This window comes from Photobacterium arenosum, from assembly GCF_014841115.1.
Taxonomy (GTDB): Bacteria; Pseudomonadota; Gammaproteobacteria; order Enterobacterales; family Vibrionaceae; genus Photobacterium; species Photobacterium arenosum.
This window is the reverse complement of sequence record NZ_JACYTP010000004.1, coordinates 363,120-388,275: the sequence shown is the minus strand read 5'-3', so window position 1 is coordinate 388,275 and position 25,156 is coordinate 363,120. Positions and strand designations below refer to the sequence as shown.

At 57.2% G+C, this 25,156-nt stretch carries 15 protein-coding genes; 3 read left to right on the top strand and 12 right to left on the bottom strand.

The window, feature by feature from the left end; all coding sequences use genetic code 11:
- Positions 1-32: 32 nt before the first annotated feature.
- Positions 33-2,282, bottom strand: coding sequence for an ankyrin repeat domain-containing protein (locus tag IFO68_RS09440; protein ID WP_192015663.1), 2,250 nt, complete (start codon positions 2,280-2,282; stop codon positions 33-35).
- 228 nt (positions 2,283-2,510) lie between these two features.
- Positions 2,511-2,654, bottom strand: a complete 144-nt coding sequence (locus IFO68_RS09435) for a hypothetical protein (protein WP_192015662.1) — start codon at positions 2,652-2,654, stop codon at positions 2,511-2,513.
- Between the two features lie 229 nt (positions 2,655-2,883).
- On the opposite strand from IFO68_RS09435, the gene IFO68_RS09430 reads away from it, so the two are divergent.
- Both IFO68_RS09430 and IFO68_RS09425 read left to right on the top strand, forming a co-directional pair.
- Positions 2,884-3,705, top strand: coding sequence for a siderophore-interacting protein (locus IFO68_RS09430; protein WP_192015661.1), 822 nt, complete (start codon positions 2,884-2,886; stop codon positions 3,703-3,705).
- A gap of 90 nt (positions 3,706-3,795) precedes the next feature.
- A complete protein-coding gene (locus tag IFO68_RS09425; RefSeq protein ID WP_192015660.1) occupies positions 3,796-4,875 on the top strand; it encodes a 3-deoxy-7-phosphoheptulonate synthase in 1,080 nt (359 codons plus the stop codon).
- Between the two features lie 152 nt (positions 4,876-5,027).
- Here the strand turns inward: IFO68_RS09425 and IFO68_RS09420 are convergent, their stop codons facing one another.
- The 3 genes from IFO68_RS09420 to IFO68_RS09410 are packed head-to-tail and all read right to left on the bottom strand — an operon-like array spanning position 5,028 to position 7,962.
- A complete protein-coding gene (locus IFO68_RS09420) occupies positions 5,028-5,828 on the bottom strand; it encodes an ABC transporter ATP-binding protein (protein WP_192015659.1) in 801 nt (266 codons plus the stop codon).
- Entirely contained in the window at positions 5,828-6,943 is a 1,116-nt protein-coding gene (locus tag IFO68_RS09415) for a FecCD family ABC transporter permease (protein ID WP_272872725.1), read from the bottom strand. Before IFO68_RS09415 ends, IFO68_RS09420 begins: the two co-directional genes overlap by 1 nt.
- A gap of 8 nt (positions 6,944-6,951) precedes the next feature.
- Positions 6,952-7,962 carry a FecCD family ABC transporter permease gene (locus IFO68_RS09410; protein WP_336510268.1) on the bottom strand — a complete coding sequence of 337 codons (1,011 nt, stop codon included), beginning with the start codon at positions 7,960-7,962 and terminating at the stop codon, positions 6,952-6,954.
- 152 nt (positions 7,963-8,114) lie between these two features.
- Here IFO68_RS09410 and IFO68_RS09405 point away from each other — a divergent pair, with 152 nt between their 5' ends.
- Positions 8,115-9,050 (top strand): ABC transporter substrate-binding protein, encoded by a 936-nt coding sequence (locus IFO68_RS09405; RefSeq protein WP_192015658.1) that lies wholly within the window; start codon positions 8,115-8,117, stop codon positions 9,048-9,050.
- 128 nt (positions 9,051-9,178) lie between these two features.
- Here the strand turns inward: IFO68_RS09405 and IFO68_RS09400 are convergent, their stop codons facing one another.
- The 7 genes from IFO68_RS09400 to IFO68_RS09370 are packed head-to-tail and all read right to left on the bottom strand — an operon-like array spanning position 9,179 to position 24,981.
- Positions 9,179-10,744 carry an amino acid adenylation domain-containing protein gene (locus tag IFO68_RS09400; protein WP_192015657.1) on the bottom strand — a complete coding sequence of 522 codons (1,566 nt, stop codon included), beginning with the start codon at positions 10,742-10,744 and terminating at the stop codon, positions 9,179-9,181.
- On the bottom strand, positions 10,731-17,207 hold the full coding sequence (locus IFO68_RS09395; protein WP_192015656.1) for a non-ribosomal peptide synthetase: 6,477 nt from the start codon (positions 17,205-17,207) through the stop codon (positions 10,731-10,733). The genes IFO68_RS09400 and IFO68_RS09395 overlap by 14 nt, the downstream gene beginning before the upstream one ends.
- A gap of 32 nt (positions 17,208-17,239) precedes the next feature.
- Positions 17,240-18,037, bottom strand: coding sequence for a 2,3-dihydro-2,3-dihydroxybenzoate dehydrogenase (gene dhbA, locus IFO68_RS09390; RefSeq protein WP_272872723.1), 798 nt, complete (start codon positions 18,035-18,037; stop codon positions 17,240-17,242).
- Positions 18,037-21,159, bottom strand: a complete 3,123-nt coding sequence (locus tag IFO68_RS09385; RefSeq protein WP_192015655.1) for a non-ribosomal peptide synthetase — start codon at positions 21,157-21,159, stop codon at positions 18,037-18,039. The genes dhbA and IFO68_RS09385 overlap by 1 nt, the downstream gene beginning before the upstream one ends.
- The gene (locus IFO68_RS09380) at positions 21,156-22,073 is read right to left on the bottom strand and encodes an isochorismatase (RefSeq protein WP_192015654.1); all 918 of its coding nucleotides are present in this window, start codon (positions 22,071-22,073) and stop codon (positions 21,156-21,158) included. The genes IFO68_RS09385 and IFO68_RS09380 overlap by 4 nt, the downstream gene beginning before the upstream one ends.
- The gene (locus IFO68_RS09375; protein ID WP_192015653.1) at positions 22,070-23,758 is read right to left on the bottom strand and encodes a (2,3-dihydroxybenzoyl)adenylate synthase; all 1,689 of its coding nucleotides are present in this window, start codon (positions 23,756-23,758) and stop codon (positions 22,070-22,072) included. The genes IFO68_RS09380 and IFO68_RS09375 overlap by 4 nt, the downstream gene beginning before the upstream one ends.
- Positions 23,755-24,981 (bottom strand): isochorismate synthase, encoded by a 1,227-nt coding sequence (locus IFO68_RS09370; RefSeq protein WP_192015652.1) that lies wholly within the window; start codon positions 24,979-24,981, stop codon positions 23,755-23,757. Before IFO68_RS09370 ends, IFO68_RS09375 begins: the two co-directional genes overlap by 4 nt.
- Between the last annotated feature and the right edge of the window lie 175 nt (positions 24,982-25,156).

The following is a 25,156-nucleotide window of genomic DNA, read 5'->3' as shown; positions in this document are numbered from 1 at the left end:
GGCCATTACTAAGTTGCCTGTAACGCTGTCTCTTACTCGTTTTCAGTTAGAAAAGTATGCACTTTGTACGAGCCCCAATTGATAATCAACTGGCTGATATTTATCCTCCGTCCCCTTTGAGTCTCAACACAGGTATCACTCAAATTAGGTTTATGATGTTGGGATTTCAGCATTGCCTCAACCAACTCAGCTTCATCAAGCTCAACTGCGAGCATAAACGGTGTATAGCCAAGCATTGCGGTATCGTGCTTGGCATTCACATCGGCACCATACTCAATCAGCAGCTTGGCTATTGCCCTAAAGCAGTCTGCTGTCGAATGCCGGACAATATTCTCTCTTACATAGCCTTTCGTAGCATTAAAACCTAATCGGAAAACAGGGTCATTCTGTTGCTCCATCATTGCCTTCTTTAGGTGCTCTAGTTCAAAAGGCATTAACCCTGCTGAATACGCACGTACAGATTGCAAATTCATATCTGAGAACTTCAATATGTCCCAATGCATCTCGTGTAGTTTTGGTCGTGTATGATGGGCAATCATTCCAATTGCAGTGAAAAGAGGCGTCTCACCTATAGTGTCATGCCTTCTATCTATAGTTGCCCCCATCTCTAACACCTTTTTCACGATATCTACTCTCCCAGTCTGAACTGCGCACCCCAACGGTGACAGCTTTCGCTTACTAGAGAGAGAGTCCAGTATGCTCTTTCTGTGTGTCTTTTCACTTATGAGTTTAAATAAACCATCATCCATCGAATTGAGCTGTGTCAAGTTAATTTGCATTGCCTGAATCGCTAACAGTATTGCAGATTCATTGCTGCTGGAAAGCTTGTTGACGTCCGCACCAGCACCCAACAAACGCGCGACAGCATCGAATTCATCCAACATCGAGAAGTAAACCAACTGCGGCATTTTTTTGACCAAGCCGCCTTCCATGCCAACCGAAAAGGGTTTATTAGGCTTCACAAGATCAAGTACATGAGCACTTTCGTCTACCATCCAAATTCCATTATTCTCATGAGGGTCGGCCGGGTAATTAGAACCAGGGAAGAAAGATTCTTTAGGAAACATGGCATTGAAATATTGGCTAAATGCGGCGATTTCCCAATGTTCGATCTCTTGTACTTTCGCTTTAAACACATCATTGCTGTGTTTGGGAGGTAATAGATCCAACTTGAACAGGACGGCCATTCGTCTGAGTCTATTGATGAATTTTTTGTCTGGTTTAGCACAACGGCACGAAGCGGTTATTGCTTCAACAATGATATGGCTAGTATTTTCACCTTGCCTGTATAGAACAAGTTCAAAGGCTAACTTGTAACACGATATCGCCAATGGCAATTCTCCCGCGTGGAGGTGGTAACGAGCTTTCATCCAGTGATAGTAATACGTCGTCTCATTGTCTTTATCGAGTCGTTTTTGTTCTGCGTCCAATTGCGTGAGTAGCTCCAGGCAATGCTCTTTGTCATCTGTTTGCTTTGGCTTCCGGAGCCTTAGCAAATCAAAAAGCCCCAAAGCGAAATTCGTAGTCGAACAATAACGCTCCGTTCCTTCAGTGAGCAGTGTGCCAAGGCTTCTAACCATTTCTTTCCAGCAGCCTTCTGCAGAGAGCTTCGACAACAAGTTTATATGAACCCCGTCATTTTGAGAGAAGTAGTAATCCCAGATCCTCGCCGTTATCAGCCTTGCCTTATATATCCCCCAGCTATTACCTTTTCGCCAGGGCTCTCCCATCGACGCAATGCTATCGAGTTCCGGTATATCTAGACCCAATGACCATACCCTTATTCTCTCTTTCTGAACTGGCGTCGCTCCCTTGTAAAATTTCTGCCACTCTGCACCATCACATATCGATGCTATGGCTAAAGGCATTAAAGGCTGTCGCTTCTCAGCGACACAATTCGGCGTAAGACTCATCCCCTCCAACATGTCTCGGCAGAGCTCAGCAATCGCGAACGTCATGAAGTACTTACCTATTACTTCTCTCGCTTTCGATGCCTGAACGCCATCAAGAGGCATCCCCTTAATTAGATCCATATACATGGACTCAACTCTTTCGTACTCGCGAAGCATATGGTCAGCGAAATAAACATTCACGTACTTACTGAGAGGGGCATGAATAAGCTCTTTTTTGAGAGAGGCGAGTTGGTGCGGATTGATTTCCACTTTCTTACAAGCATCATCTATTTTTTTCCCAGCCAACTTTTTAGTCCCCAAGCACTTCGCAATCTCTCTCAACAAGTGCTGAAGTGTGAAATAGGGTGTGGTGTAAACATCACTGCTCATAGAACTCTTTGAATATCCTTTTTAAAATTTAGAAATGCGCGTTTGTCGCTTGGTGGCCCAGGTACAGTGAACCTTTTCCCTCCAGGGGAATAGAGAGATCCATGCTTCTTGCGACGCTGATATCGCCAATCCGCTTTCACCAATTTCGCGATTAGCTTTTGAATATCCTTATTACTACTGTATTTGGGCATAAAAATGAGGCGGAATATACACTCCCACCTCTCCTTTTTACTTACCGTTCTTGGCCGCAGCCGCTTGAGCCCGAGCAGCAAAACTACCCTTAGCCACTTGCCCACCATTTGCTTTTGCTGCTGCTGATTGAATACGTGCTGCAGCACTTGGCGTCATAGGGGTTGATTTGCTATTAGACATGTTTTGACTCCTTCCATTAAGTGACAAAAGGAAAGTTACCAAAGCATGCAGATGACCGCTCCCTCGTAGGTGGAGAGTTTTTTTGTGACTGGAAATGGCAGTGATACTCAAATTACCCCGCTCATTCCCCATACCCTTTCAGTTGCTTAGGTGAGCTTTTGCTTTTATCGCTGATGAGTTTATGTATAATCAAACGAGAATAGATATCATTATTGATTAAGGGAACATTATGTCCGTGCCCGACAGCAGGGAAAAACGTCAGCCGGTGTTACTTACGGTGAAATCTGTCCGGGATTTGGGCCCGCGTTATCGTCGTATCACTTTCACATCGCCAGCGCTGTCGCACTACCCACCGTGCAGTAATGGTGCGCACATTAAGATCATGCTGAGCCAGGACGGACAGTCTGAACCTGTGCTGCCGACCATGACGGCAACCGGGCCAAAATGGGCATCACCCGAAGACAAGCCGCTGCTGCGCACCTTCTCGGTCCGTGAGCTGCGCCGGGAAACCGGTGAAATGGATATCGACTTTGCCCTGCACGGCGATCTGGGCCCGGCGTCGCGGTTTGCGCTCAATGCCCGCCCCGGCGATAAGCTGGGTATTTCACCGCCGGGTGGCCCGTATCCTATGCTCAAACCGGCTTCGCAGTATTATCTGGCCGGGGATCTGACTGCCTTACCGGCTATTAGTGCGATGCTGGAAGAGATGCCGGCGGACAGCCGCGGCTATGTGGCGATCCAGGTCAGTGATGAAACCGATATTCTGGATCTCCGCTCTCCTGCAGGGGTTGAGGTTCAGTGGTTTATCGGCCAGCCGGATCAGGTGCAGCCGCTGATCGACCAGTTCTGCCAGCAGCCGTTCAGTGCAGAAACGACTGCCGACAGCTATTTCTGGCTCGGCGGTGAAGAGCAGATTGTCGTTGGCTTGCGCCGCTTTATTCGCCGCGAACTGGATGTCGAGCGTACTCAGGTCTATGCCATCCCGTACTGGCGCTTTGGTATAGATGAAGAGAGCTATCACACCAGTCGTCACCAGGCTGTTGATAACTAATAATAATCCAGATCGAACCGGCATTTGCCTGTATGGGCACTTGAAGCACAAGAGTGATGTCATCTCCCGATGACAACAAAGGAAACAACAATGGCTATTGACCCTTCAGTGATCCGCGCCCATTCATGGCAGGCACTACCCACACCGGCGGCACTGGCAACAGCGATCCCCTGCCCGGCCGCACTGACCGAGCATATCGCACACTCGCGCAGCACCATCAGAGAGATTTTACACGGCCAGGACGACCGGCTGCTGGTCGTCATCGGCCCGTGTTCGATTCATGATCCGGACGCGGCCATAGAATATGCTGAGCAACTGGCCCGTTACGCCGAGCGCTATCAGGATCAGCTGGTGGTGGTGATGCGCACCTATTTTGAAAAGCCGCGCACCACAGTCGGCTGGAAAGGCATGCTGTTTGACCCGGATCTGGATGGCAGCGATCAAATCGGCAAAGGCCTGCAGCAGGCCAGAGAGTTGCTGATCCGCATTAACGCACTGGGTCTGCCGGCCGCCACCGAATTTCTTGATACCACCAGTTTTACCTATCTGGCCGATCTGATGAGCTGGGGCGCCATAGGTGCCAGAACCACTGAGTCCCAGCCGCACCGTCAGCAGACTTCCGGCCTGCCGTGCCCGGTCGGGTTTAAAAACGGCACCGACGGTAATGTCAGTGTGGCGATGGATGCCATCATTGCCAGCCGCCACCCGCACCTGTACACCACCACAGGTCAGGACGGGCAGCTTTATGCCGTTAACAGTGCAGGCAATCCGGACTGCCACCTGATCCTACGCGGCGGTAAAGCGCCGAACTACAGCGAAGAAGATATTCACCATGCCCTGCAGCAGTTGGAGGCCAAAGGGATCACCACAGGGGTGATGGTCGACTGCAGCCATGGCAACAGCCTGAAGCAGTTCCGGCGCCAGCTGCTGGTGGCCGAAGAGCTGTGCCGTCAGATTGGCAACGGCAACCATGCCATTAACGCTATCATGGCGGAAAGCTTTCTGGTGGAAGGGCGGCAGGAGATCTCAGAGGACATGACCTATGGTCAGTCCATCACCGATGCCTGTCTCGGCTGGGACGATACCGAAGCCCTGTTGTCGATGCTGGCCAGCGCTGTCGAAGAGCGCCGTCAGGGACATCAGACCCGGTTAGCGGCCAATGAAGGGTAAATCTGAACGGTCACATCCGCTACAGGCGGTGGTTTAGGGGTGACAACAAAAAGCCAGCCGTTTCAGGCTGGCTTCTTTTTAGACTGCGTAACTCTTGGGACTACGCAACTATTTGGACTGCGTAACTTTTTTGACTGTACAACAGGCTGCTGCTAGCCCGCGATCTGCTGCCAGTCTGCCTGACGGCGCGGCACAATCACAGGCGCATCATCAAACGGCGCTTTGAGAATATCGACATGGGTATTGTACAGCTTGTCGATCATCGGCTTGGTAATCACCTCGGCGACCGGCCCTGCCGCCACCACGCCCTGCTCACCAATCGCCACCAGCTCATCGCAGTAACGCGCGGCCGCCGCCAGGTCGTGTATCACCAGCACCACGGTTTTACCCATTGCCACCATCTGACTGATGCTTTCCATCACTTCGATCTGATGGCCGATATCCAGCGCGCTGGTCGGCTCATCGAGCAAAATCACATCAGTATCCTGCGCCAGGATCATCGCCAGCCAGGCGCGCTGACGCTGACCGCCGGACAAACTGGCCACAGGTTGCTGCAGCAAATCGTCCAGTTTCATCCACTGAATGGCTTTGGCGACCTGAGCGGCATCTTCGTCGCTCCACTGGCTGAACCAGCCCTGATGGGGATGACGACCATACTGCACCAGTTGTTCCACCGTGATCCCGGCCGGGCTGATCGGCTGCTGCGGCAGAAAAGCCAGCGCTCTGGCCAGCGCTTTCATTGAGTAATCCGCCAGCGATGTACCGTTGAGGGTGATCTCGCCCTGCTGCGGGGCCAGCTGCTTGGCCATCATCTTGAGCAGCGTCGATTTACCGCCGCCGTTCGGGCCGACTATGCCAACCAGCTTACCTTTGCCGAGACCAAATGAGACATCCTTAAGGACGGTCTTACTCTCGTAGGAAAACCCTACGCCTGTCATCGATAATGCTGTCATTAGTCTGCCTGTCCTTTATCTCGCAGTAGAAATATAAATAGCATGATGCCACCCAGAATGCGGGTCATGATCCCGGTGGCCACTTCGTGAGGATCGGCCAGTACCCGGACCAGGGTATCGCTCAGCAGGAGTAACAGTGCCCCCAGCATGGCGGCGGTCCACAGTGGCACGATACGTCCCCTGAGCAGGAAAGTCGCGATAATGGGAGCGGCCATGGCGATAAACACCACTGGGCCGCCAATGGCGGTTCCCAGCGCGGCGATCAGGATCGCCAGCATCAGAATCGCCACCTGCACCCGGCTGACGTTGACGCCCAGGCTCTGGGCGGTCGGCAGCCCCAGCCGCAGCACATCCAGCTGGCGGGAGAAGTAAATCACCGCCGGACTGAGTAACAGCAGCAATCCGGCCACCGGCAGACTGACGCTGTAGCCCTGACCGACAAAGTTGCCCATGGTCCAGAAATACACGCTGCTGACATGCACGATAGATTCGGTCGACATCAGAAACTCGCCCACCGCGCGCATCAGCTCTGAGACCCCAATCCCGATCACCACAAACAGATAGCCCTGCTCGCCGGGATTGCGGCACAGCATATACAGCATCACAGCCGCCACCACGGCACCCAGCGGCGCCGCCCACCAGGGCCAGGAACCCAGCGTGAGGTATAAGGTAAAAAAGGTGATCGCCAGCGTGGCCCCTTCATTGACCCCCACCATATCCGGGGTCGCCAGCCGGTTGCGCACCAGCGTCTGGATCATACAACCCGACAGCCCCATCGCCGCACCTGCGACCAACACGGCCACCACCCGGGGCAGACGAATTTTAAACACCATGATCTCGACCATCCGAGTCGATTCACCGAACAAGGCTTTGAGTGCCAACCAGGGCGTCAGTTTGGCCGAGCCGATACTGACCGCCAGCAGGCTCATCGCTACCAGCGCCAGCATCAGCAGCGCACCTAACAGCACAGCCCGGCGCTCCACCAGCAGGGTCTTGTTGCCGAACTGCCACAACCACTTGCCGTACGGGATATGCCGTGCCGGTGGAGCTGGGGTAAACGAGGCCGCTGGTCGCTCACTGGCAGTGATGTGCTGCGACATACTTTTGTCCATCATTCAGGCTCCTACTTCACCGCCAGCAGCGAGCGGAAACCGCCACGCCGGACCACGCCAATCAGCACAGGCGCCCCTATCATGGCCAGCAATACCCCGTTGGGCATTTCATAAGGCTGGATCATCCAGCGGGCCAGGATATCGGCGATCAGAATAAAACAGACGCCGAACAGCGCCGAGAAAATGACCTGCAGAGACAGACGTACCGGCTCGACCATACGGGCGCAATAGGCCGCCAGGAAACCGACAAAACTGATCGGCCCGGCGACAGAAATGGCACAGGCGGTGAACAGGGTCGAGGCCAGCAGCACGCCGATGCGCACCCAGTGGGTATTAATACCAAGCGAGCGGGCCTGCTGCTCCCCGAGCTGCATCATGGTGAGCTGGCGGGCCAGCAGAAAGGTCAGCACTATGGCAGCCAGCAGAAAGGGCGATATCAGCGCCATCGCCGTCATATCGGCCGCGGCCAGCGAACCCAGATTCCAGAAGCGGAACTGATCCAGCACCACCTGGTTCGACAGCAAAATATAATTGGATAAACCGCCGAAGGTCGCGTTCATCGCTACCCCGACCAGAATCAGTTTGAGCGGGCTGGACTTGCCCATCACATGGCCGACCAGCAGCACTACTATATTACCGGCCAACGCCCCCAGTCCGGACCAGACCAGATAGCCCTGGGCGGATTCAACGCCAAAATAGGTCAGGCCGGTGACCAGCCCCAGCACAGCGCCGGCATTGACGCCCAGCAAGCCCGGCTCGGCCAGCGGGTTACGGGTGGCACTTTGTAATAATGAAGCGGCCAGTGACAAGCTGACACCGACCATCAGGGCGCACAGAGTGCGCGGCAAGCGCAGGGTATCCATCACCATGGTCATGTGTTCAGACGGAACAATGGCAGAGAAATAGTAGGCCAGCGCTTCTGCTGCACCGTACTCCCCGGCACCGACCGACATAGACATCACAGAAAAAAAACAGACACTGAACACGCCTGCTGCCAACCAGACGAGGTGAAGTTTCGACACGCTTGCAACTCCATGTATAACAACGAAGCTGAGCATGATATCAATCCGTCTTTTCAGAGAACAGCATTAAATAAAAATAGTTCTCAATATCTTTATCAAGTACAATTTCGAGCTCTTCATTCAACTTATTGATACACATAATAAGGAGCATTATGTTGCGACTAAGCCTCTTTACGGCCCTGGCCCTGTTCTGCATGGCAAGCCAAGCCAGTGCTGCCGATACCCGCACCATAGAAAATGCGCTGGGTGAGAAAGTCACAGTCCCGGCGCACCCGAAACGCGTCATTACCCTCAGCGAGATCGATCTGGATACCGCGCTGGCGCTGGGCATGACCCCGATCGGCACAGTCAATGGCCGCGGCCAGCAAACCCTGCCCCGTTATCTGACCCCGGCCATTAACGGCGAGATTCAGGTCGTCGGTGATCTGTCCCGTCCGAATCTGGAAACTATTCTTGAGCTGGAGCCGGATCTGATCCTGACGGCGCCAAACCGCCCGGAAGTGATTGAACTGCTGGGCGAAATCGCCCCGACTGTGGTCACCTTCAACTACGGCGAAAACTGGAAAAGTGTGTTTAAACGCACCGCCAATATCCTGAACCGTCAGGCCGATGCCGATGCCTTTATGGCGCGTTACCAGGCCCATGCGGAAAAAACCAAACAAGCGATTGGTGACAAGCTGGGCCAGACCATCAGCGTGGTGCGCTGGAACCCGAAAGGCCCGGCTTACATGTTCCGTGACTCTTTTGCCAGCCAGGTAATCACCGATGTTGGCATGAAACGCCCGGCCAACCAGCAGGATCCGGGGCATACCCACTCTATGTCGCTGAGTCTGGAAGCCCTGGCTGTGCTGGACGGCGACTGGATGGTTATCGGCACTCTGAGCACCTCAGGCGAAGCGGTTGAAGCGATGAAACAGGCCGAGAACACCCCGGCATTCCACCAGCTGAGCGCTATTGAATCCGGCCGCTTTGCTCCGGTTGACGGCTCGCTGTGGACCTCAGTTGGCGGCCCGCTGGCCGCGCTGAAAGTGATGGATGACATCGCCAGACTGGTCAATACCCCGGATGCCCGGCCGCTGACGCAGTAAACTCTCACAGAGCCAGCGCTGTCATGAACAGCGCAACCAATAAAAAGCGCTTCTATAAAAAAGCGCAGCCATGAAAAAACCGCCAGACGTCAATCTGGCGGTTTTTTTCGTTGTGACCACAGGCCGGATTAACCGACAGCAAGCTGCTTGCGATCCACTTTTCCGCTGGCAGTTGTCGGCAGGCGGGCCAGCCAGACAAAACGTCCAGGGATCATATAACCGGGCAGATGGGCAGACAGAGCCTTGCGCAGTTGCAGGCGGGTCATCTCCGGCGAACCGCTGTTCCCACTGCGCTCCCCCTGTTCCAGATACGCGACCAGAGTTGCCTGCTCACCTTCTCCTTCCAGTGTGACCGCGGCATCCCTGACGGCGGCTAACCCGCGCAGGCGCGCTTCAATCTCACCCAGCTCGATCCGGTAGCCTCGCAGTTTGACCTGACCGTCCAGGCGGCCAAAATACTGATAGCTGTCATCCGCCAGCCGCCGGACGTGATCCCCGGTGCGGTAATAACGCAGGCCATCACTGCGGGTGATGAACTGGCGTGCGGTCAGATCCGCCCTTTGCCAGTAACCGTCACTGAGCGCATCGCCATAAATACACAGTTCCCCTTCCTGGCCCACAGCCACCGGCTGATCATTGTCATCCAGCACCAGGTGCCCATAACCGGCCAGACTGCGGCCGATAGTGATCGGCTGATCCGGCTGCACCTGTGACATCAGTGACCAGACCGTCGCTTCCGTCGGGCCATAGCAGTTCCACAGCTCCGCACAGCGCGACAGCAACTGCTGCGCCAGCCCGCCATCCAAGGCTTCACCGCCTGTCAGTGCGGTCAGCCCGGTCTGGCCCTGCCAGCCGGTATTGACCAGCATCCGCCAGAAGGTCGGCGTGGCCTGAAGGGTATTGACCGAGGGATAGCGCGCTAAGATGGCGGCAACGGCATGGGGATCTTTATGCTCTTCGCTGCTGGTGAGCCGCAAACGCCCGCCCACCAGTAAGGGCGCAAAAATCTCCAGCATCGAGATATCAAAAGCGATTGTGGTGATCAGCAGCCAGTGACAACCGGCATCCAGATTCAGCCTAGCTAGCGCCGCACAAAGAAAAGTCGACAGCGCCTGATGGCTGATCACTACCCCTTTCGGCTTGCCGGTCGAGCCTGAGGTGAACATCATGTAGGCCGTAGTGTGCGGACGCAGCAAGGGCGAACACATTGGCGCCGCATTGCCCGCCAGCAACGGCCATTCGCCTTCAGGTTCCACAGACAGCACCGGGCAGCAAAAGCCGATTGGCGCGGAAGCATCCCCGCCCGTCTCCAGCACCGCATCCAACTGCGCTTCCTCAGCAATGTCTCTCAGCCGTCCGGCCGGAAACAGCGGATCCAGCAGCACAAAAGCCACGCCGGAAAACAGGCAGGCCAGCAAAGTTGCGATCAGTGCCGGCGAGCGCTCTACATGAATCCCCACCCGATTGCCCGGCTGCAGCCCTGCCTGATTCAGCTGCTGCTGAACCCGGCTGACTGCTGCCAGCAATTGACGATAGCTTATCGACTGCTCGCCAAAGTCAATCGCCACCCGGCCGGATTCGGCCGCCTCAATCAGGGCGGCCTCCAGCATAGGCGCTAAGTCCGGCGCAGTCTCTGCCCGGAGCTCAGCCCGAAGCTCAGCCCGAAACTTGGCCCGATGATTAGTTGCTGACATCCGCCACCTCCTGTTCGGACTGCTGATCCAGCGGCTCTGAACTGGCAGCACTCAGTGCCCGGCACATCGCATCTGCTATGGCATGCTGATACAGGAAGGCTAAGGTCACAGGCTGCGTAACACCCACCGCCGACACATCATGCATATTCAGCGCATGATTCAGGCGCTGTACCAGCGTAATGGCCGCCAGAGAATCTATCCCCAGCACGCAAAAAGGCTGATGCCAGTTGTCATGATCCGGCATCACTGGCAGCGGGGTGCTCTGCTGCCAGGCCTCACTGACCAGCTCGGCCATTTCAGTTGCAATCACGCCCCGCGCAGGATGATCTTGCACAGGCCGGACTTTCGCCTCCTGATATGGCAGGGGCTGAGTCGCTCCCTCGAACGGGGTCAGCGGCCATGCCTGCTGCGGATCGGCGGCGATCACCTGCAGCAGTTCCTCCTGCCACAGCATCAGCACCTCACTGGCACGAGACGAATCGACCTGCGCACCATCAAACTCAAAGCGCAGCGACAGCTGACCGCCCACTTCATTGACGATCAGACTGAGCGGGATCTCCACTTTTTCAAACGCCGGGCCAAACTCGGGACGCAGTCGCCCGTCAGCTGTCTCGCTCTGACGATTGGCATTCCCCTCAGCGCGCGGGTAGTTCTCGTAGACAAACACGCTGTCAAACAAGCGGCTACGTCCGGCCTGCAGAGCCATCAGCGACTGGGTCGCATGCTGGTTCAGCGCCATGGCCTCGCCCTGCAACTGCGTCAGCTGGCTGGCCAGCGAGTCGCCATCCTGCCAGTGGATGATCAGCGGCAAGGTGTTGATATACAGCCCGACACTGGCGGCAATCCCGGCCACCGACGCATCACGCCCCGGCACCACGTTACCGACAATCGTGGTGGTTTTCGATGGCTGGCCGGTCAGGCGGGCAACCAGACGGTGCCAGGCAAACTGCGCCACCGTACTGTGGGTTACACCCACCTGACGCGCAAAGTGCTGCAGCGTCGCCTGGTCCTGCGCGCTCAGCACCGTTTTCACGATTTCAGGCTGTTGCTGCAGCGGTGAAGAAGCGAAATCCGGGCCAAACAGCAGGCTTAAATCATCGGCCTGTGCTGTTGCCAGTGCTTTGCCTGCCCAGAAGGCAGCGGTTTCAGGCTGACTCGATTTGGCATATTCGGCATGAGCCAGATAGGCCTGATCGACCGGCAGCAAGGCGGCCAGATCGTCGCTATTGTGATCCGCCAGCGCCTCATAGGCCTGATGCAGCGCCGCAAACAAACGCGGACCGCTCCAGCCGTCAATCACAGCATGGTGACAGCTGAAGATCACCCGGATATCCTCGTCGTCCAGGCGGAAGCAGCGCACACGCAGTAAGGCATCGCCATCGAGCGCCATACCGCGCTGACGATCATACTGGCAGTATTCGGCGATCAGCGCCTCGGCATCGTCCTCGCCGGTCAGATCCACCACCTCAAACGGCAGTACCAGCTGGCGCTGTACCACCTGGATCAGCTGATTACCGGCACGATAAGGGCCGCTCAGCACAGTGCGCAAAGCCGGGTAAGCGGCCACAACCGCTTGCCATGCCTGCTGGTAACGCGCCAGATCCAGCAGCTGACGGTAGCGGATCGGCGTCTGCAGCAGATAGGCTTCATCGTCCGGGCAACGCTGCTGATGGGCAAACATGCTTTGCTGCAGCGATGAAGCCGGCAGCAACGCTTCAATCTCAAACCGCTTGCTCAGCCTGTCCAGCTCCGGCTGCGTCAGGCTCACCAGCGGATAATCCGATGGCGTCGACTGCCGTCCGTGGGACTCGGCATGCTGCTCGCAGTAATGGATCATCGCCAGCAGGTTGGCTTTGAACGCCGTCATGAACTGCTCGCTCAATGCCTGATCCAGCACCCCGACCTGGCGCAGCGTCAGCTGACCGTCGTAAATCCCGCCATGCAGACTGAGCAGCTCCGCGCCCGGGTTCAGCGGCGAGGCAGTCTGCCCCGGAATCACAGGCAAAGGACGCCACAACTCAGCCTGCTGGCCCTGCTTCTGGGTCTGACGGCCGAGATAGTTAAAGACAACCGGCGAGAAAGTCAGCTGCTCACCCTGAGGGTGATAGCAGCGCAGGGCATTGAAACCGACCCCGTTATCCGGGATCTGACGCAGGGCTTCTTTGGCCTGTTTGATGGTCTCCGCCAGCGAAGGCTGCACAGCGACAGTGCATGGATAGGTACTGGTAAACCAGCCCACGGTGCGGCTGACATCCAGCTGCGCGCCAATCTCCTCCCGGCCATGGCCTTCGAGCATCACGGTTGACTGCTCACCCCAGCCCAGCGCATTGAGCGTCACGCTCAGGGCCGACAGCAGCAGGTCGCGCACCTCAGTGCTAAACGCAGTATTGGCCGGTCCCACCAGACGGTCGGTCTCTGCCTGATCCAGCTGCAGCATGGCCTGACTCGGAATGACGTTACCGTCTTTGTCTTTATTGCGGGTAGCAGGCAGCGCACTGCCTGCACCATTACGGGCGCTCTCAAGCTCGCTGTGCCAGTAGTCAAACTGCGCCGGATGGTTATCGGCATAGTCTTTCAGCGCTTCTCCCCACTGACGGTAACTGGAGGTTTTATCCGCCAGCGGCAGCCCTTGCGACAGCCGCTGCAGATCGTCAGCCAGGATCCGCCAGGACACCGCATCTACCACCCAGTGGTGCAATGCCACAAACAGACCGGTCTGAGACGTCGCGCCCTCCTCACCCGGCAGATGACGGATCCGCGCCCAGGCCATGACAGGCCCGTTCTCAAGATCAAACTGCGACTGCAGCGCGGTCAGAGCATCATAAAGCTCATCTTGCGTCATGGCGGCCGCATCCAGCTCTGTCAGCTCAGGCACAGTAACAGCGGCCTGATAACGCTGACGGCGCACGCCATCCTCTTCCGTCACCCGCAGGCGCAAGGCGTCATGATGCGCCAGTAAGCGGGTCATGATGTCTGTCAAACGGGCCGTATCCAGATCCGGAATCGCCAGTACCACCGCCTGATTCCAGTGCGCCGGACGGGCGAAAGGCTGGGCATCGAACCAGCGCTGAATCGGATGCAAATCAAAGGTGCCGGACAACTGACCCTGCTCAGCATCGACCGCCCGTTCCGTCTCAGCATGCGCAGCCAGGGTCCGGCACAGTTTACGTACCGTCTTGGCTTCAAACACATCTTTGACGGTACAGGCAAAACCGGCATCACGCAGACGGGTGTTAAGCTGGATACTCAGAATTGAGTCACCACCGAGGCGGAAGAAATCATCTTCCACGCCCAGCTCGGTATTGAGCACCTCGCGCCAGATAGCCAGCACCTGGGCTTCCGTCTCCGTTTCCGGCTGAGCACCTTCACCCGTCACCCGCTGGCGGGCCGGCAGGCGGCTGATATCCAGCTTACCGTTAACCGTCAGTGGCAATTCATCGAGCACCAGCAGCTCTGCCGGCACCATGTACTCAGGCAAAATGCGGGCCGCGGCCGACAAAATCTGGCCCGGATCCGGCTGCTGCTGAGCCACGGCAGATGAGGTTTCTGCAGTGGCATAGGCCACCAGCTGGCGCTGCGCGCCTTCACCGGCGACGATCACCCGCACCTGATGCAGCTGCGGCGCCACTTTGGCGATCTGGCTTTCAATTTCAGCCAGCTCAATCCGGTAACCGCGCAGTTTGACCTGCTGATCCATCCGCCCCAGGTATTCCACCTCGCCGTTATTGAGCCAGCGCGCCTTATCACCGGTGCGATAGCAGCGCACGCTCTGCCCGGCAATCTCAACGGTCACAAAGACTTTAGCCGTCAGATCGGGTTGGTTCAGGTAGCCCCGGGCCAGACCCAGACCGGTCAGACACAGTTCACCCGCAACACCCACTGGGCACAGCTGGCCCTGCGCATCGAGGATCAGTGCCTGAGTATTTTTGACCGGATGACCGATAGTCACCGGCTCACCCGGCTGCAGCTCTTTCACCAGCGCTGTCACTGTGAACTCGGTCGGGCCATACATATTGAGCAGGCGCAATTTACCCTGCCAGCTGGCCGCCAGAGTGGCCGGACAGGCTTCGCCGCCGAACGCGACTATGTTGAGCGAGCTGAGCGGTCGCGGTGCCATGGCGGCAAACAACGCAGTCGAGCTGATCATATGCGTGGCGCCGTGTGCCTCGGCCTGATCGAGCAAGGTGTCATCCGGCTCGCCGAGCACCAGCTGAGACCCGGCAAATAATGGCAGTATGGCCGTCATGTTCCCGGCATCAAAAGCCAGTGACATAGGATTAAACATCACGCTGTCTGCGCTCAGCGTCAGGCGTGCAGTATGATCGGTCAGCACATTAACAAACGCGCCGTGCTCGACTTCCACCCCTTTTGGCAGACCGGTCGAGCCCGAGGTATAAATTACATAGGCCAGATCGTCCGCACCGACCGTCACGGCAGGCGGTGTCTCGGGCAGCAGTGACAGCGGCTCAGCCACGGAAGTCTCTGTGACATTAATCACTTTGCCCCCTGTCAGCGCGCCATGGGACTCAGCAAACTGCGCGTCAGGGGCAATGATCAGAGTCAGTTGCGCGTCATCGACCAGATGTTGCAGCCGGGCGCTCGGATAAGCAGGATCGAGCGGGACATAGCTCATACCGGCTTTCCAGGCCGCCAGTGCCGCCACCGCATACTGAGTGGTCCGGCTGGCGACCACGCCAATTTTGTGCTCCGCGGGCAGCGCTTCGCTATGCGACTGCTGAACCAGTAAATAATGCGCCAGCCGGTTCGCTGCCTGCTCCAGCTCCTGATAGCTCAGTGTCCGGTCGAATCCGGTCACGGCCGGCTGAGCCGGACACTCTGCCGCATGACGGCTCACCTGCTGGTGGATCAGCAGCGGGGCATCGACGCGGGTCGGCAAACCTGCCAGTGCCTGAGCGATGCTGGCCTGATGCGCTTCATCCACCACAGGCAACTGCATCACATTGGCGAGAGGCGCGGCCAGAATGCCGTCCAGCAACGTCAGGAACATGTCTGCAAAGCGGGCCACTGTCTGGTGTTCAAACACCCCTTTGCTGTAGAGCCATTCCAGCCGGACGCCGTCCACCAGCTCGGTGACTTTCAGTGACAAATCGGTTTTTGCCGGCAGTACCGGCGAGGGTTCTTCCACCGCACCACAGCCGGGGATCAGATCGTTAAAATCTACCTTGGCCTGATAGACCAGCATGATCTGGAAGATAGGGTTCAGGGCTGTGGTCCGGTCGGCCCCGATCGCTTCACTAAGCGATTCAAAGCGGAACAGCTGATGATCAAACGCCGCCAGATCCTGCTCCCGGCAGTAACGCAGGTAATCGGCAAAGCTCTGGTGCTCATCAAGCTGAGTGCGCAGCACTATGGTATTGACGAAAAAGCCCACCACATCTTCGATATCGGCGCGCTCACGGTAGGCCAGCGGCGTACCAATCACCACATCCTTATCGCCGCCCAGACGGGCCATCAGCAGCGAGAACACCGCATGCAGGCCGATAAAATAAGAGCTGCTGTTCTGCTGGCACAGTCGCTGGAACTGCTGCCACTTCGGCAAGGAGATGGCAGAGAACACCAGCGCACCGTCATTGTTGTGACTGGCCGGACGCGGTTTATCCAGCGGCAGCGCATGCACTTCCGGGATGCCTTTCAGGCGCTCGACCCAGAACGGGCGAAATTCTTCGTGATAGTCGCGAAACGCCGGGGAGTTGAGCCAGTGGGCGTAATCGATATAGTTGACGGCTGTCGGTTTCACCGGCTGCTGCTGGTTATTCTGATAGGCCAGAAACGCCTGCTTGAAATCGGCAAACATGTTTTTCACCGACCAGCCGTCTGAAATAATGTGGTGCTGGGTCAGCATCAGCAGATGCTCTTCCTCTCCCAGCCTGACCAGTTCGACCCGGGTCAGGCCGCCCTGTTCCAGATCAAACGGCCGGTAGATGTCTTCCTCGACCATTTTCAGCAGTGCCTGCTCGCGCGCGGCTTTGTCCAGATGGGACAAGTCATGGTGCACAACCGTCAGCCCGGTCTGCGGCGCAATATGCTGCTCGCCTTTGCCCTGGCTGTTGCGCAGAAAGCGGGTTCGCAGACTGGCATGTTTTTGCGCCAGTGCCGAGAAGGCGTATTCCAGCGCGCCGACATCCAGCTTGCCGGTCAGACGAAAATGCACCGGCATGTTGTACAAATGCGAGTTGTCTTCATATTGCTCAATAAACCACAGGCCGCTTTGCGAGAAAGAAAGCGGCCCGGAGGCCGCCTGTTGTACCGGAATGGGTTGCTCATAGGCCTGACGGGCGCTCAGGCAACGGATGATGGCGTCTTTGTTGTCGCGGATCTGCTGTCCGATTTGCGGCGTCAGTGCCTGCTTGCTGCACTGAGAGATCAGCTGCCCTTTCTCGTTCAGTGCCAGCCGGACGCCTTTGCGCTCAAGATCCGCCAAAAATGAAATCATGTCTGTCATTGTGTTTTCCTGTTTCACTGTTAGGCGCCTGCTCAGGCGTTAAGAATGGCCCCGCCGTCCACCACGATATCCTGCATGGTGACATGGCTGGCCAGATCGGAGGCCAGGAACACCACAACCTGAGCGATTTCCTGTGGCTGAGCAATTTTGCCGAGCGGGATCCCCAGCTTGAACTGCTCGGGGAAACCGGCAATGGTGCGTTGCTCGGCATCCTCGCTGTGCCACAGTGAGCGCTGCATCGGGGTATCGGTCGAGCCCGGTGACACCAGGTTGCAGCGCACGCCATAAGGTGCCAGCTCCAGAGCAGCGCAATTGGCCAGGCTGCTCAGCGCCGCCTTGGAGGCACAATAAGCGGTCATGTGCTGACGCGGAACGTGCGCGGCATTAGAGCTGACAGTCACCACAGCGCCGTGACGCTGCTGCTTAAACACAGGGATCACCTGCTGCAGCAGGTAAAACACACCGGAAGCGTTGACGTTAAGGCAGGTGTGCCAGTCATCCACTGACAGCTCCTCGGTCTGTCCCATCCGCAAAATCCCGGCGACATTCGCCAGCACATCAATCACAGGGAAGGCCGCCAGAATCCTCTGCGCCACTTCTCTGACTGCATCCGGGTTGCTGATATCCACCTCATAGGTGGCAAACGGGTGTTCAGTGCCCGCTTCACGTGCAGCGCTGAAATCTATATCCAGGCCGATGACCTGAGCACCCAGCTGGTGGAAGCTCATGGCGACCGCGTGCCCGATGCCACGAGCGGCACCGGTCACCCAGACCACTTTGTTCTCGAACTGACCGCTGAAGGTCATTGCTGTTTGCTGCTGCGCTGCCATCACCACACCATCTCCACTTCGTCTTCGCTTTGTTGCTGCATCTCATCGAGATAGCGGCAGAAATCACTCAGTACCGGGCGGTCAAACACATCGGACACCTTGATGCTGACGTCAAACTCCGCGCCCAGACGGTTCACAATCTGAATGGTCTGCAAGGACTGTCCGCCCAGCTCAAAGAAATTATCCTGCGACTGAATCGCGCTGACCCCGAGGATCTGCTGCCAGACAGTGCCGACCCGGCTTTCGGTTTCGCTCGCCAGCACCTGCTCGGCGCTGTCATTCTGATAGCCAGCCACCAGAGCTTTGCGATCGACCTTGTTGCTGCCGGTTTTCGGCAGGCTGGCAAAAAAGCGGAAATCGGTCGGGATCATGGCCGGAGGCAGGTTTTCCTGCAGGGCTTTTTTGATGCTCAGGGCTTCAAGGCTGTCGTGCTGTTCACCGGCCACAAAAGCCACCAGACGGCGGATACCGTTGTCGAACACCATGCCCTGTACGCAGGCTTCGTCGATCCCGTCCAGAGCCAGCAGATGGGATTCCACTTCGCCCGGCTGAATGCGGTAACCACTGATTTTGAACTCGTTATCAATACGCCCCAGATAAATCAGCTGACCATCTGTTATAGTGACCCGATCGCCGGTGCGATAAGCCCGGCGCTGTTCATCACCCACCTGCAGGCTGGTAAAGGCCGGATGGGTCTGTCCCAGATAGCCGTCCGCCAGGGTGTCGCCCAGAATAACCAGCTCACCTGTGGTCGCCGGACGGGACTGCGCATCCAGCACCAGAACTTCAACCCCGGACAGCGGCAGGCCAATAGGTAACTGGCTGTGCTGGCCGTGAAAATTCTGCAGCTCGCTGCAGGTAGCCACTACCGTGGTTTCCGTCGGGCCATAGGTGTTAAACAGACGCACGCCGTTCGCGATACCGGCCTGCTCAACCACTTTCTGCCACTGGGCCAGCGGCTCGGGGTACACAGCTTCACCGCCGATAATCACGCCTTTGAGCGTGTTCGGCAGGGTAGCTGTGCCCGCCTGCAAGCTGACCACCCATTCATTCCAGAACGCGGTCGGCAGATCCAGCAGGCTGATCCCGGCGGCGGTGATTGAATCAGAGAAGGTGGCCATGGATTCGAGCATGGCGTCGGTTCGCAGTACCAGCGTGGCGCCCTGACTCAGGGTCACGAAGATTTCTTCAATGCTGGCATCGAAGTTAAACGGCGCAAACTGCAACACGCGATCGCTCGCGTTGATGTCATATCGGGTGGCGGCGGCGGCCACGAAGTGATTCATCGCATGATGGCTGATGGCCACGCCTTTTGGCTGTCCGGTCGAGCCGGAGGTAAACATGATGTAGGCCAGATCTGTGTCTGCCGTTTCAGGCAAAGCCACAGGCGCGGCATGCAGATGACCGGCCAGCTGAATCGAGACCGGCAGTACCGACAGACGGTGCTGGTGCTGGGCTTCCGTAATCAGGGTGCGAATGCCGGCCTGACTGATAATGCTGTTCTGCCGCTCAATCGGCTGTTCAGGATCCAGCGGCACGTAGACCGCGCCGCTCAGCATCACCCCCAGTACAGTGGTGATACACGGCAGAGAGCGGCTCAACGCCACCCCGACTTTTTCGCCCGGCTGAACACCCTGTGTCAGTAAGGCGCTGGCGGCGGCATCGGCTCTCTCCATCAGACTCTGATAGGTCAGCGACATACCGTCCTGCTCAAGCGCGATAGTATCCGGGTGCTGAGCGGCATGGCGACGGATCGCGGCCAGCACTGAAGTCACCTCAGTCTGCCCGTGTTTTTCACCTTGAATCATGGCATCCAGTCGCGCCTTGGCATGCAAGCCACCCAGCAGAGTGTTTGTGCTCTGGCCCGGAGCCGCTAACCAGTTCGCCAGCAGGCTCAGCAGCTCCTGTTGCAGGTTCGCCAGCTCATCTTGCTCGTACACCGCCGGGTTGGCATCAAAGTCCACCACCGGCAGCCCTTCCGATTTACTGTGCAGCTCGATAGTCAGATCTTCCACCGGTCCGGCACTGAGATTCAGGGTATCGGCTGCCAGGTTACCGTACTGCAACGGATGATCGAACGGCATGATATTGATCAGCGCGCCATACAGACGCTGACTGCCGCCGACCCGGTTCAGGTCACGGCGCAGATCTTCATAGCGATAGTGCTGGAAACGGCGCATTTTCTTTTTGCGCGCCGCCACTTTGCGCGCCACACTCAGAAGATCGTCGCCACCGCAGACCTCGACCACCAGCGGCACTATGTTCATCTGCATGCTGGGTACGGTCAGCGATTTAGAGCCCAGACGGTTCATCACCATCATCCCCAGCACCACCTGCTCGGTGTCGCTGTAGTGACGCAGATGCGCACAAAGCGCGGCGAGGAAAACATCAACCCAGGTCAGCTGGTGCTGATCAGCCAGGCTCTGGCACTGCTGCCAGAGGCTGTCGCTGAAGGTGCTGCTCTGACGGCGAAAGCGGGCCGCAATCGGCGCCACATCGCGGCTGTAGGATGAAGGCGCGGTATTACCGGCCAGGGTATCGAGCCAGAACTGGCGGGCTTTACCATAGGCGCCGGAGTCACGCCGTTGCTGATCTTCATCCAGCACCGCCTGAAACGATCCGAACGGCGATGGCGTAACCTGTACACCCTGTACCAGCAGGGAATAAATCTCAGCGATCCGCTGGAAGACCAGGGTGGTGCCAAAACCATCCAGCGCGATATGGTGGACGCAGTTATAGAGATAATCCTGCTGCCCGCCGCGCAGCAGGGCAAAGCGGCCGGGCAACTGCTGCTCAAGATCGAACGCCAGCGTCATATCCTGCTCGGCCCAGCGGCGCACTGCTGCGAGCTCGGCGTCCTGTCCGCCGCACGGTTCGAGATCCACCACCGCAAATGCCATAGGCTCAGCGGCCGCAACCCGGTAAGGCTGCTCGTTCTCGCTGCGGTAGTAACAGGACAGGCACTCGCTTTCCGCCACCGCCTGGCGTACAGCCATCTCCAGTTTTCCGGCATCCACTTTGCCGTCAAACACAATACATTCAGCGGTATTAAACAACGCCTTGTCTTCGTTGAGGGTGTGCCCCAGCCACAGCCCGTGCTGAGCGGTATTGAGTGCTGTCATCCCTGCACCTCCTTGTTCACATTGTCCAGTGCTTGTTCCAGTAAGCCCCACCAGTGATTAAAGGTCGGGGTTTCTGCCAGCTGGACAAAATTCATTACCACCCCGTGCTTACGCCATTCAGTGATCAATGACATGATCTGCACCGAATCCAGGCCGTAGTCGATCAGGTTCTCTTCCGGATCAAACTCGTCTTCCTCTTCTTCCACTAGTCTGGCAATGCGTGCCAGCAGGCCGCTGCGGGTCAGCACTTCCGGCCATTCACTGTGCGGCGGGTTGGCCTGTTGAGCTGTGCCAATCAGCGCAGCGGTCGATACCACCATGCCAGCACGACCGGCAACATACTTGAGCGCCATGTCATGCTCTTCGAGCGAGAAATCGGCAATTGCATCACCAATCATGAAAGGCTTGATGTCGCGCATAAAAGCGTCCACCGCCGTCATCAGGCAGCCAATGTGGCCGTAAATACCGCCGATCAGCAGCTGATCACGGCCCAGCTCTTTGAGCATGTGCTCCAGCGGCGAGCGCTGAAACGCCGAATAACGCCATTTGTCGAGCACGGTATCGCCCGCTTCCGGCGCCAGCGCCGCAACCACTTGTTGCAGCTCAGGGGATTTGTTCAGACCCGGCCCCCACATGTCGTTCAGCAAGGCACGGTCTGCCATGTTCTGCTCTTTAGGCTGGGCGGTGTAGATCACCGGAATACCGTTGGCTTTACAGAAGGCTTTCAGGGCCACCAGATTGCTGAGCAGGGTTTGCATCAGGGCGCTGTCACGCTCATAGAAGCTGACAAAATATTCCTGCATGTCGTGGATCAGAAATGCCGCTTTTTGCGGTTCAAAGGCCCACGACACTTTGTTAGCAGGAAAGGCCTCGGCAGCAGGCATGGTATAAGTCGGTAATGCTGGAATAGTCATGATAAAACGTCCTTTTCTGGCTGAGGCTGTGACTGGGCTTGTACCTGGTTGGCAATAAGCTGACGCAGGGCTTTTTTGTCAATTTTGCCGACGTGCGTCATGGGTAAAGCGTCGAGTTTCTCGATCCGGTCCGGCAGCTTGTAGTCGGCTATGCCGCACGTCCGCAGGTGCTTTCGGATACTGAGGGTTTTCAGCTTGGGATTCGTGGTGACAATAAAGGCGCAGCTTTTCTCGCCCATCACGTCATCGGGCATGGCAACCAGCGCCGCCTGAGTGATTTCCGGCAGGGCCAGCAGCTGATTTTCGATCTCTTCCGCCGCCACTTTTTCGCCGCCGCGGTTGATCTGATCTTTGTCGCGGCCGACCACCATCAGGTAGCCGTCTTCGGTCATCACCACCACATCGCCGGAGCGGTAGAAACCGTCCTGATCAAACGCGACGCGATTGTGTTCCGGGCTGTTGTAATAGCCACGGAAAGTATAAGGACCGCGGGTCAGCAGGGCGCCGGGGGTGCCGCGTGGCACATCCTGGCCGTCTTCATCCACGATGCGCACTTCGTCATCGTCGCTGATCGGGCGTCCCTGGGTATTCAGCACATGCCACTCGCTGTCATCAAAGCGGGTGTAGTTGACCAGGCCTTCGGCCATGCCGAACACCTGCTGCAAACGGCAGCCCAGTTCGGGCTCAATACGACGGGCAAGGCTTTCCCCGAGCCGGGCGCCGCCGACCTGCAGCCATTGCAGGCTGTCCAGCGCCGAGCGATCATCCGCGGCCGCCTGCAACCACAGCGTGACAGCCGGTGGCACCAGAGAGGTCATGGTGACCTGATGGCGTTGGATCAGCGGGAAACAGGTCATCGGGCTGGGCTCTGCTGCCAGCACCACAGCACCACCGGCGTAAAACACGCCCAGCGCGCCCGGTGAGCTCAGGGTAAAGTTATGCGGCGCCGGTAGCGCACACAGGAAGACGGTGTCGCTATCCAGCTGACAGATGTCTGCACTGGCACGCACACTGTAGTAATAGTCGTTATGGGTACGGGGGATCAGTTTCGGGGTGCCGGTACTGCCGCCGGACAGCTGGAAAAAAGCCACCTCAGAGGCCGACAGCACCGGCCAGCTCAGGGTCCCATCGGCCTGAGCATTAAGAGCGCGGCTCTGCGACTGTGTGCCTGCTGCTATAGCCGCGGCTAACGAGTCGCCGAAACCGGCATCGCCATCGACCAGCCAGTGCTTCAGGGTAGGCACCTGCTGGCTCAGCGCCTGGGCAAACTCACCATCCGCAAATAAACTGTGGCGGGACGAGACGATCGCCAGCGTCGGCCGGATCTGTTCCGCATAGGCTGTCAGCTCATGCCGGTTATGGCTGAACAAGGCATTCACCGGCACCACGCCCAGTTTCATCAGGGCAAAGAAAACAATATAGAACTCCGCCACATTGGGCAGATGCACCAGTGCGGTCTCACCGGGTTTCACCCCCAGCCGCAGCAGTGATGCCGCCAGCCGCTCGGCATCCTGTTCAAGCTGGCGGTAAGTCCAGCTGCGTTCACCGCACATCAGCGCCCGGTGTTCGGCACGCTCATCCAGGTGGCGCGTCAGGATGTCGGTCATGGGCACATCGGTCCAATAGCCTTTCCGGCGGTACTGCTCGGCAAGCGCTGGCGGCCAGGGCGTAAAGGCAATGCTCATGCTACCCCCTGCTCGCCCAGCCCGAAGGCGTTGAGCATAGTGCCCAGTTTGGCTTCGGTTTCCGCCCATTCGGCCTGCGGGCAGGATGCGTCGACGATACCGGCCCCGGCAAACAAGCGAACGGATTTTTCGCGCACTTTACCGCAGCGGATAGTGACCGCCCATTCGCCATTGCCCTGGGAATCGCACCAGCCGACCATGCCGGTAAACATGCCGCGCTCGTAGCCTTCCAGCTCTTTGATCGCATCGCGCGACAGGTTGAACGGAAAGCCGCAGACCGCAGGGGTTGGGTGCAGCAGGCACGCCAGCTGCAGCACGTTATAAGGCAAGTCATCTGAATGCGCAGTTGCGTTATCCGGCGTGTTAAGCTGGCCTTCAATCCGGGTCGACAGATGCCACATGGTCGGGGTGTTGATCAATGACGGACCGGCAGGCACATCCAGCTCACGGCAGTAAGGCTTGAGTTGCTGGGCAATTTCATCGATCACCAGACGGTGTTCATACCTGTCTTTGACCGACTGCAGCAATGCTTCACTGACTTGCTGATCGGCGTCCGCACTGGCCTGACGCTTCGCCGAGCCCGCCAGCGGATTGGACAGAATATGCAGCCCTTCCTGACGGATCAGCAGCTCAGGACTGGCGCCCAGCAAGACCGACTGATCCTGTTGCGGAATGGCGAAATGGAAGCCGGTCGGGTTTTGTTTGATCAGACGGGCCAGAATATCATCGGCTGATACGTCATCGCTCAGCTCAATATTAAGCACCCGTGACAACACGGCTTTTTCCAGCTGGGTGCGCTGAAATTTTTCCACCGCCTGCGCGACAGCCTGCTTGAACACAGATTCTTCCGGTTCACTGCGCTTTGCCAGCACCTGTAAGGGTTTGCTGGCTGACATTCCGCTGTGCTCGCCAAAGGTGTCCGGCTGATGCTCGGTCACTTCGACAGATTCGGGGATATACAGGCAGGATGGCTCAGAAACATCAAACGGAATCGAGCCGATTAAAATGGGGTTTTCAATACCTTTGGCTTTTTCTTCGGCGAATTTCTGTTGAATAACCTGCTGGAATTCACTCTGGCTGTGCTCACCGTGAATGGCTGGTGTGGTGATAATTTGGCTAATCCCTTTACCTCTGACTGTTCGGTAAACAGACGAGAAGAAAAGATCACTATTCGGTGAGAATACCGGATTCAGTATTGGATTCTCACTTTGAGTATGTTGCATGTCACAACTCCCTTTTTACGCAAGAATGTGTGCAGCTTATGACGCATCGTAAACTGGCTGATTGAGTGTTAATTCGTTAGGGCTTTAATTGTTAGAAAGTGACATCACATTGCTTTTGCAGGGAAAAAAGAGCCAATGTTCATTGGCTCTTTGGGTGTCAGGTGGTCCTGACTGA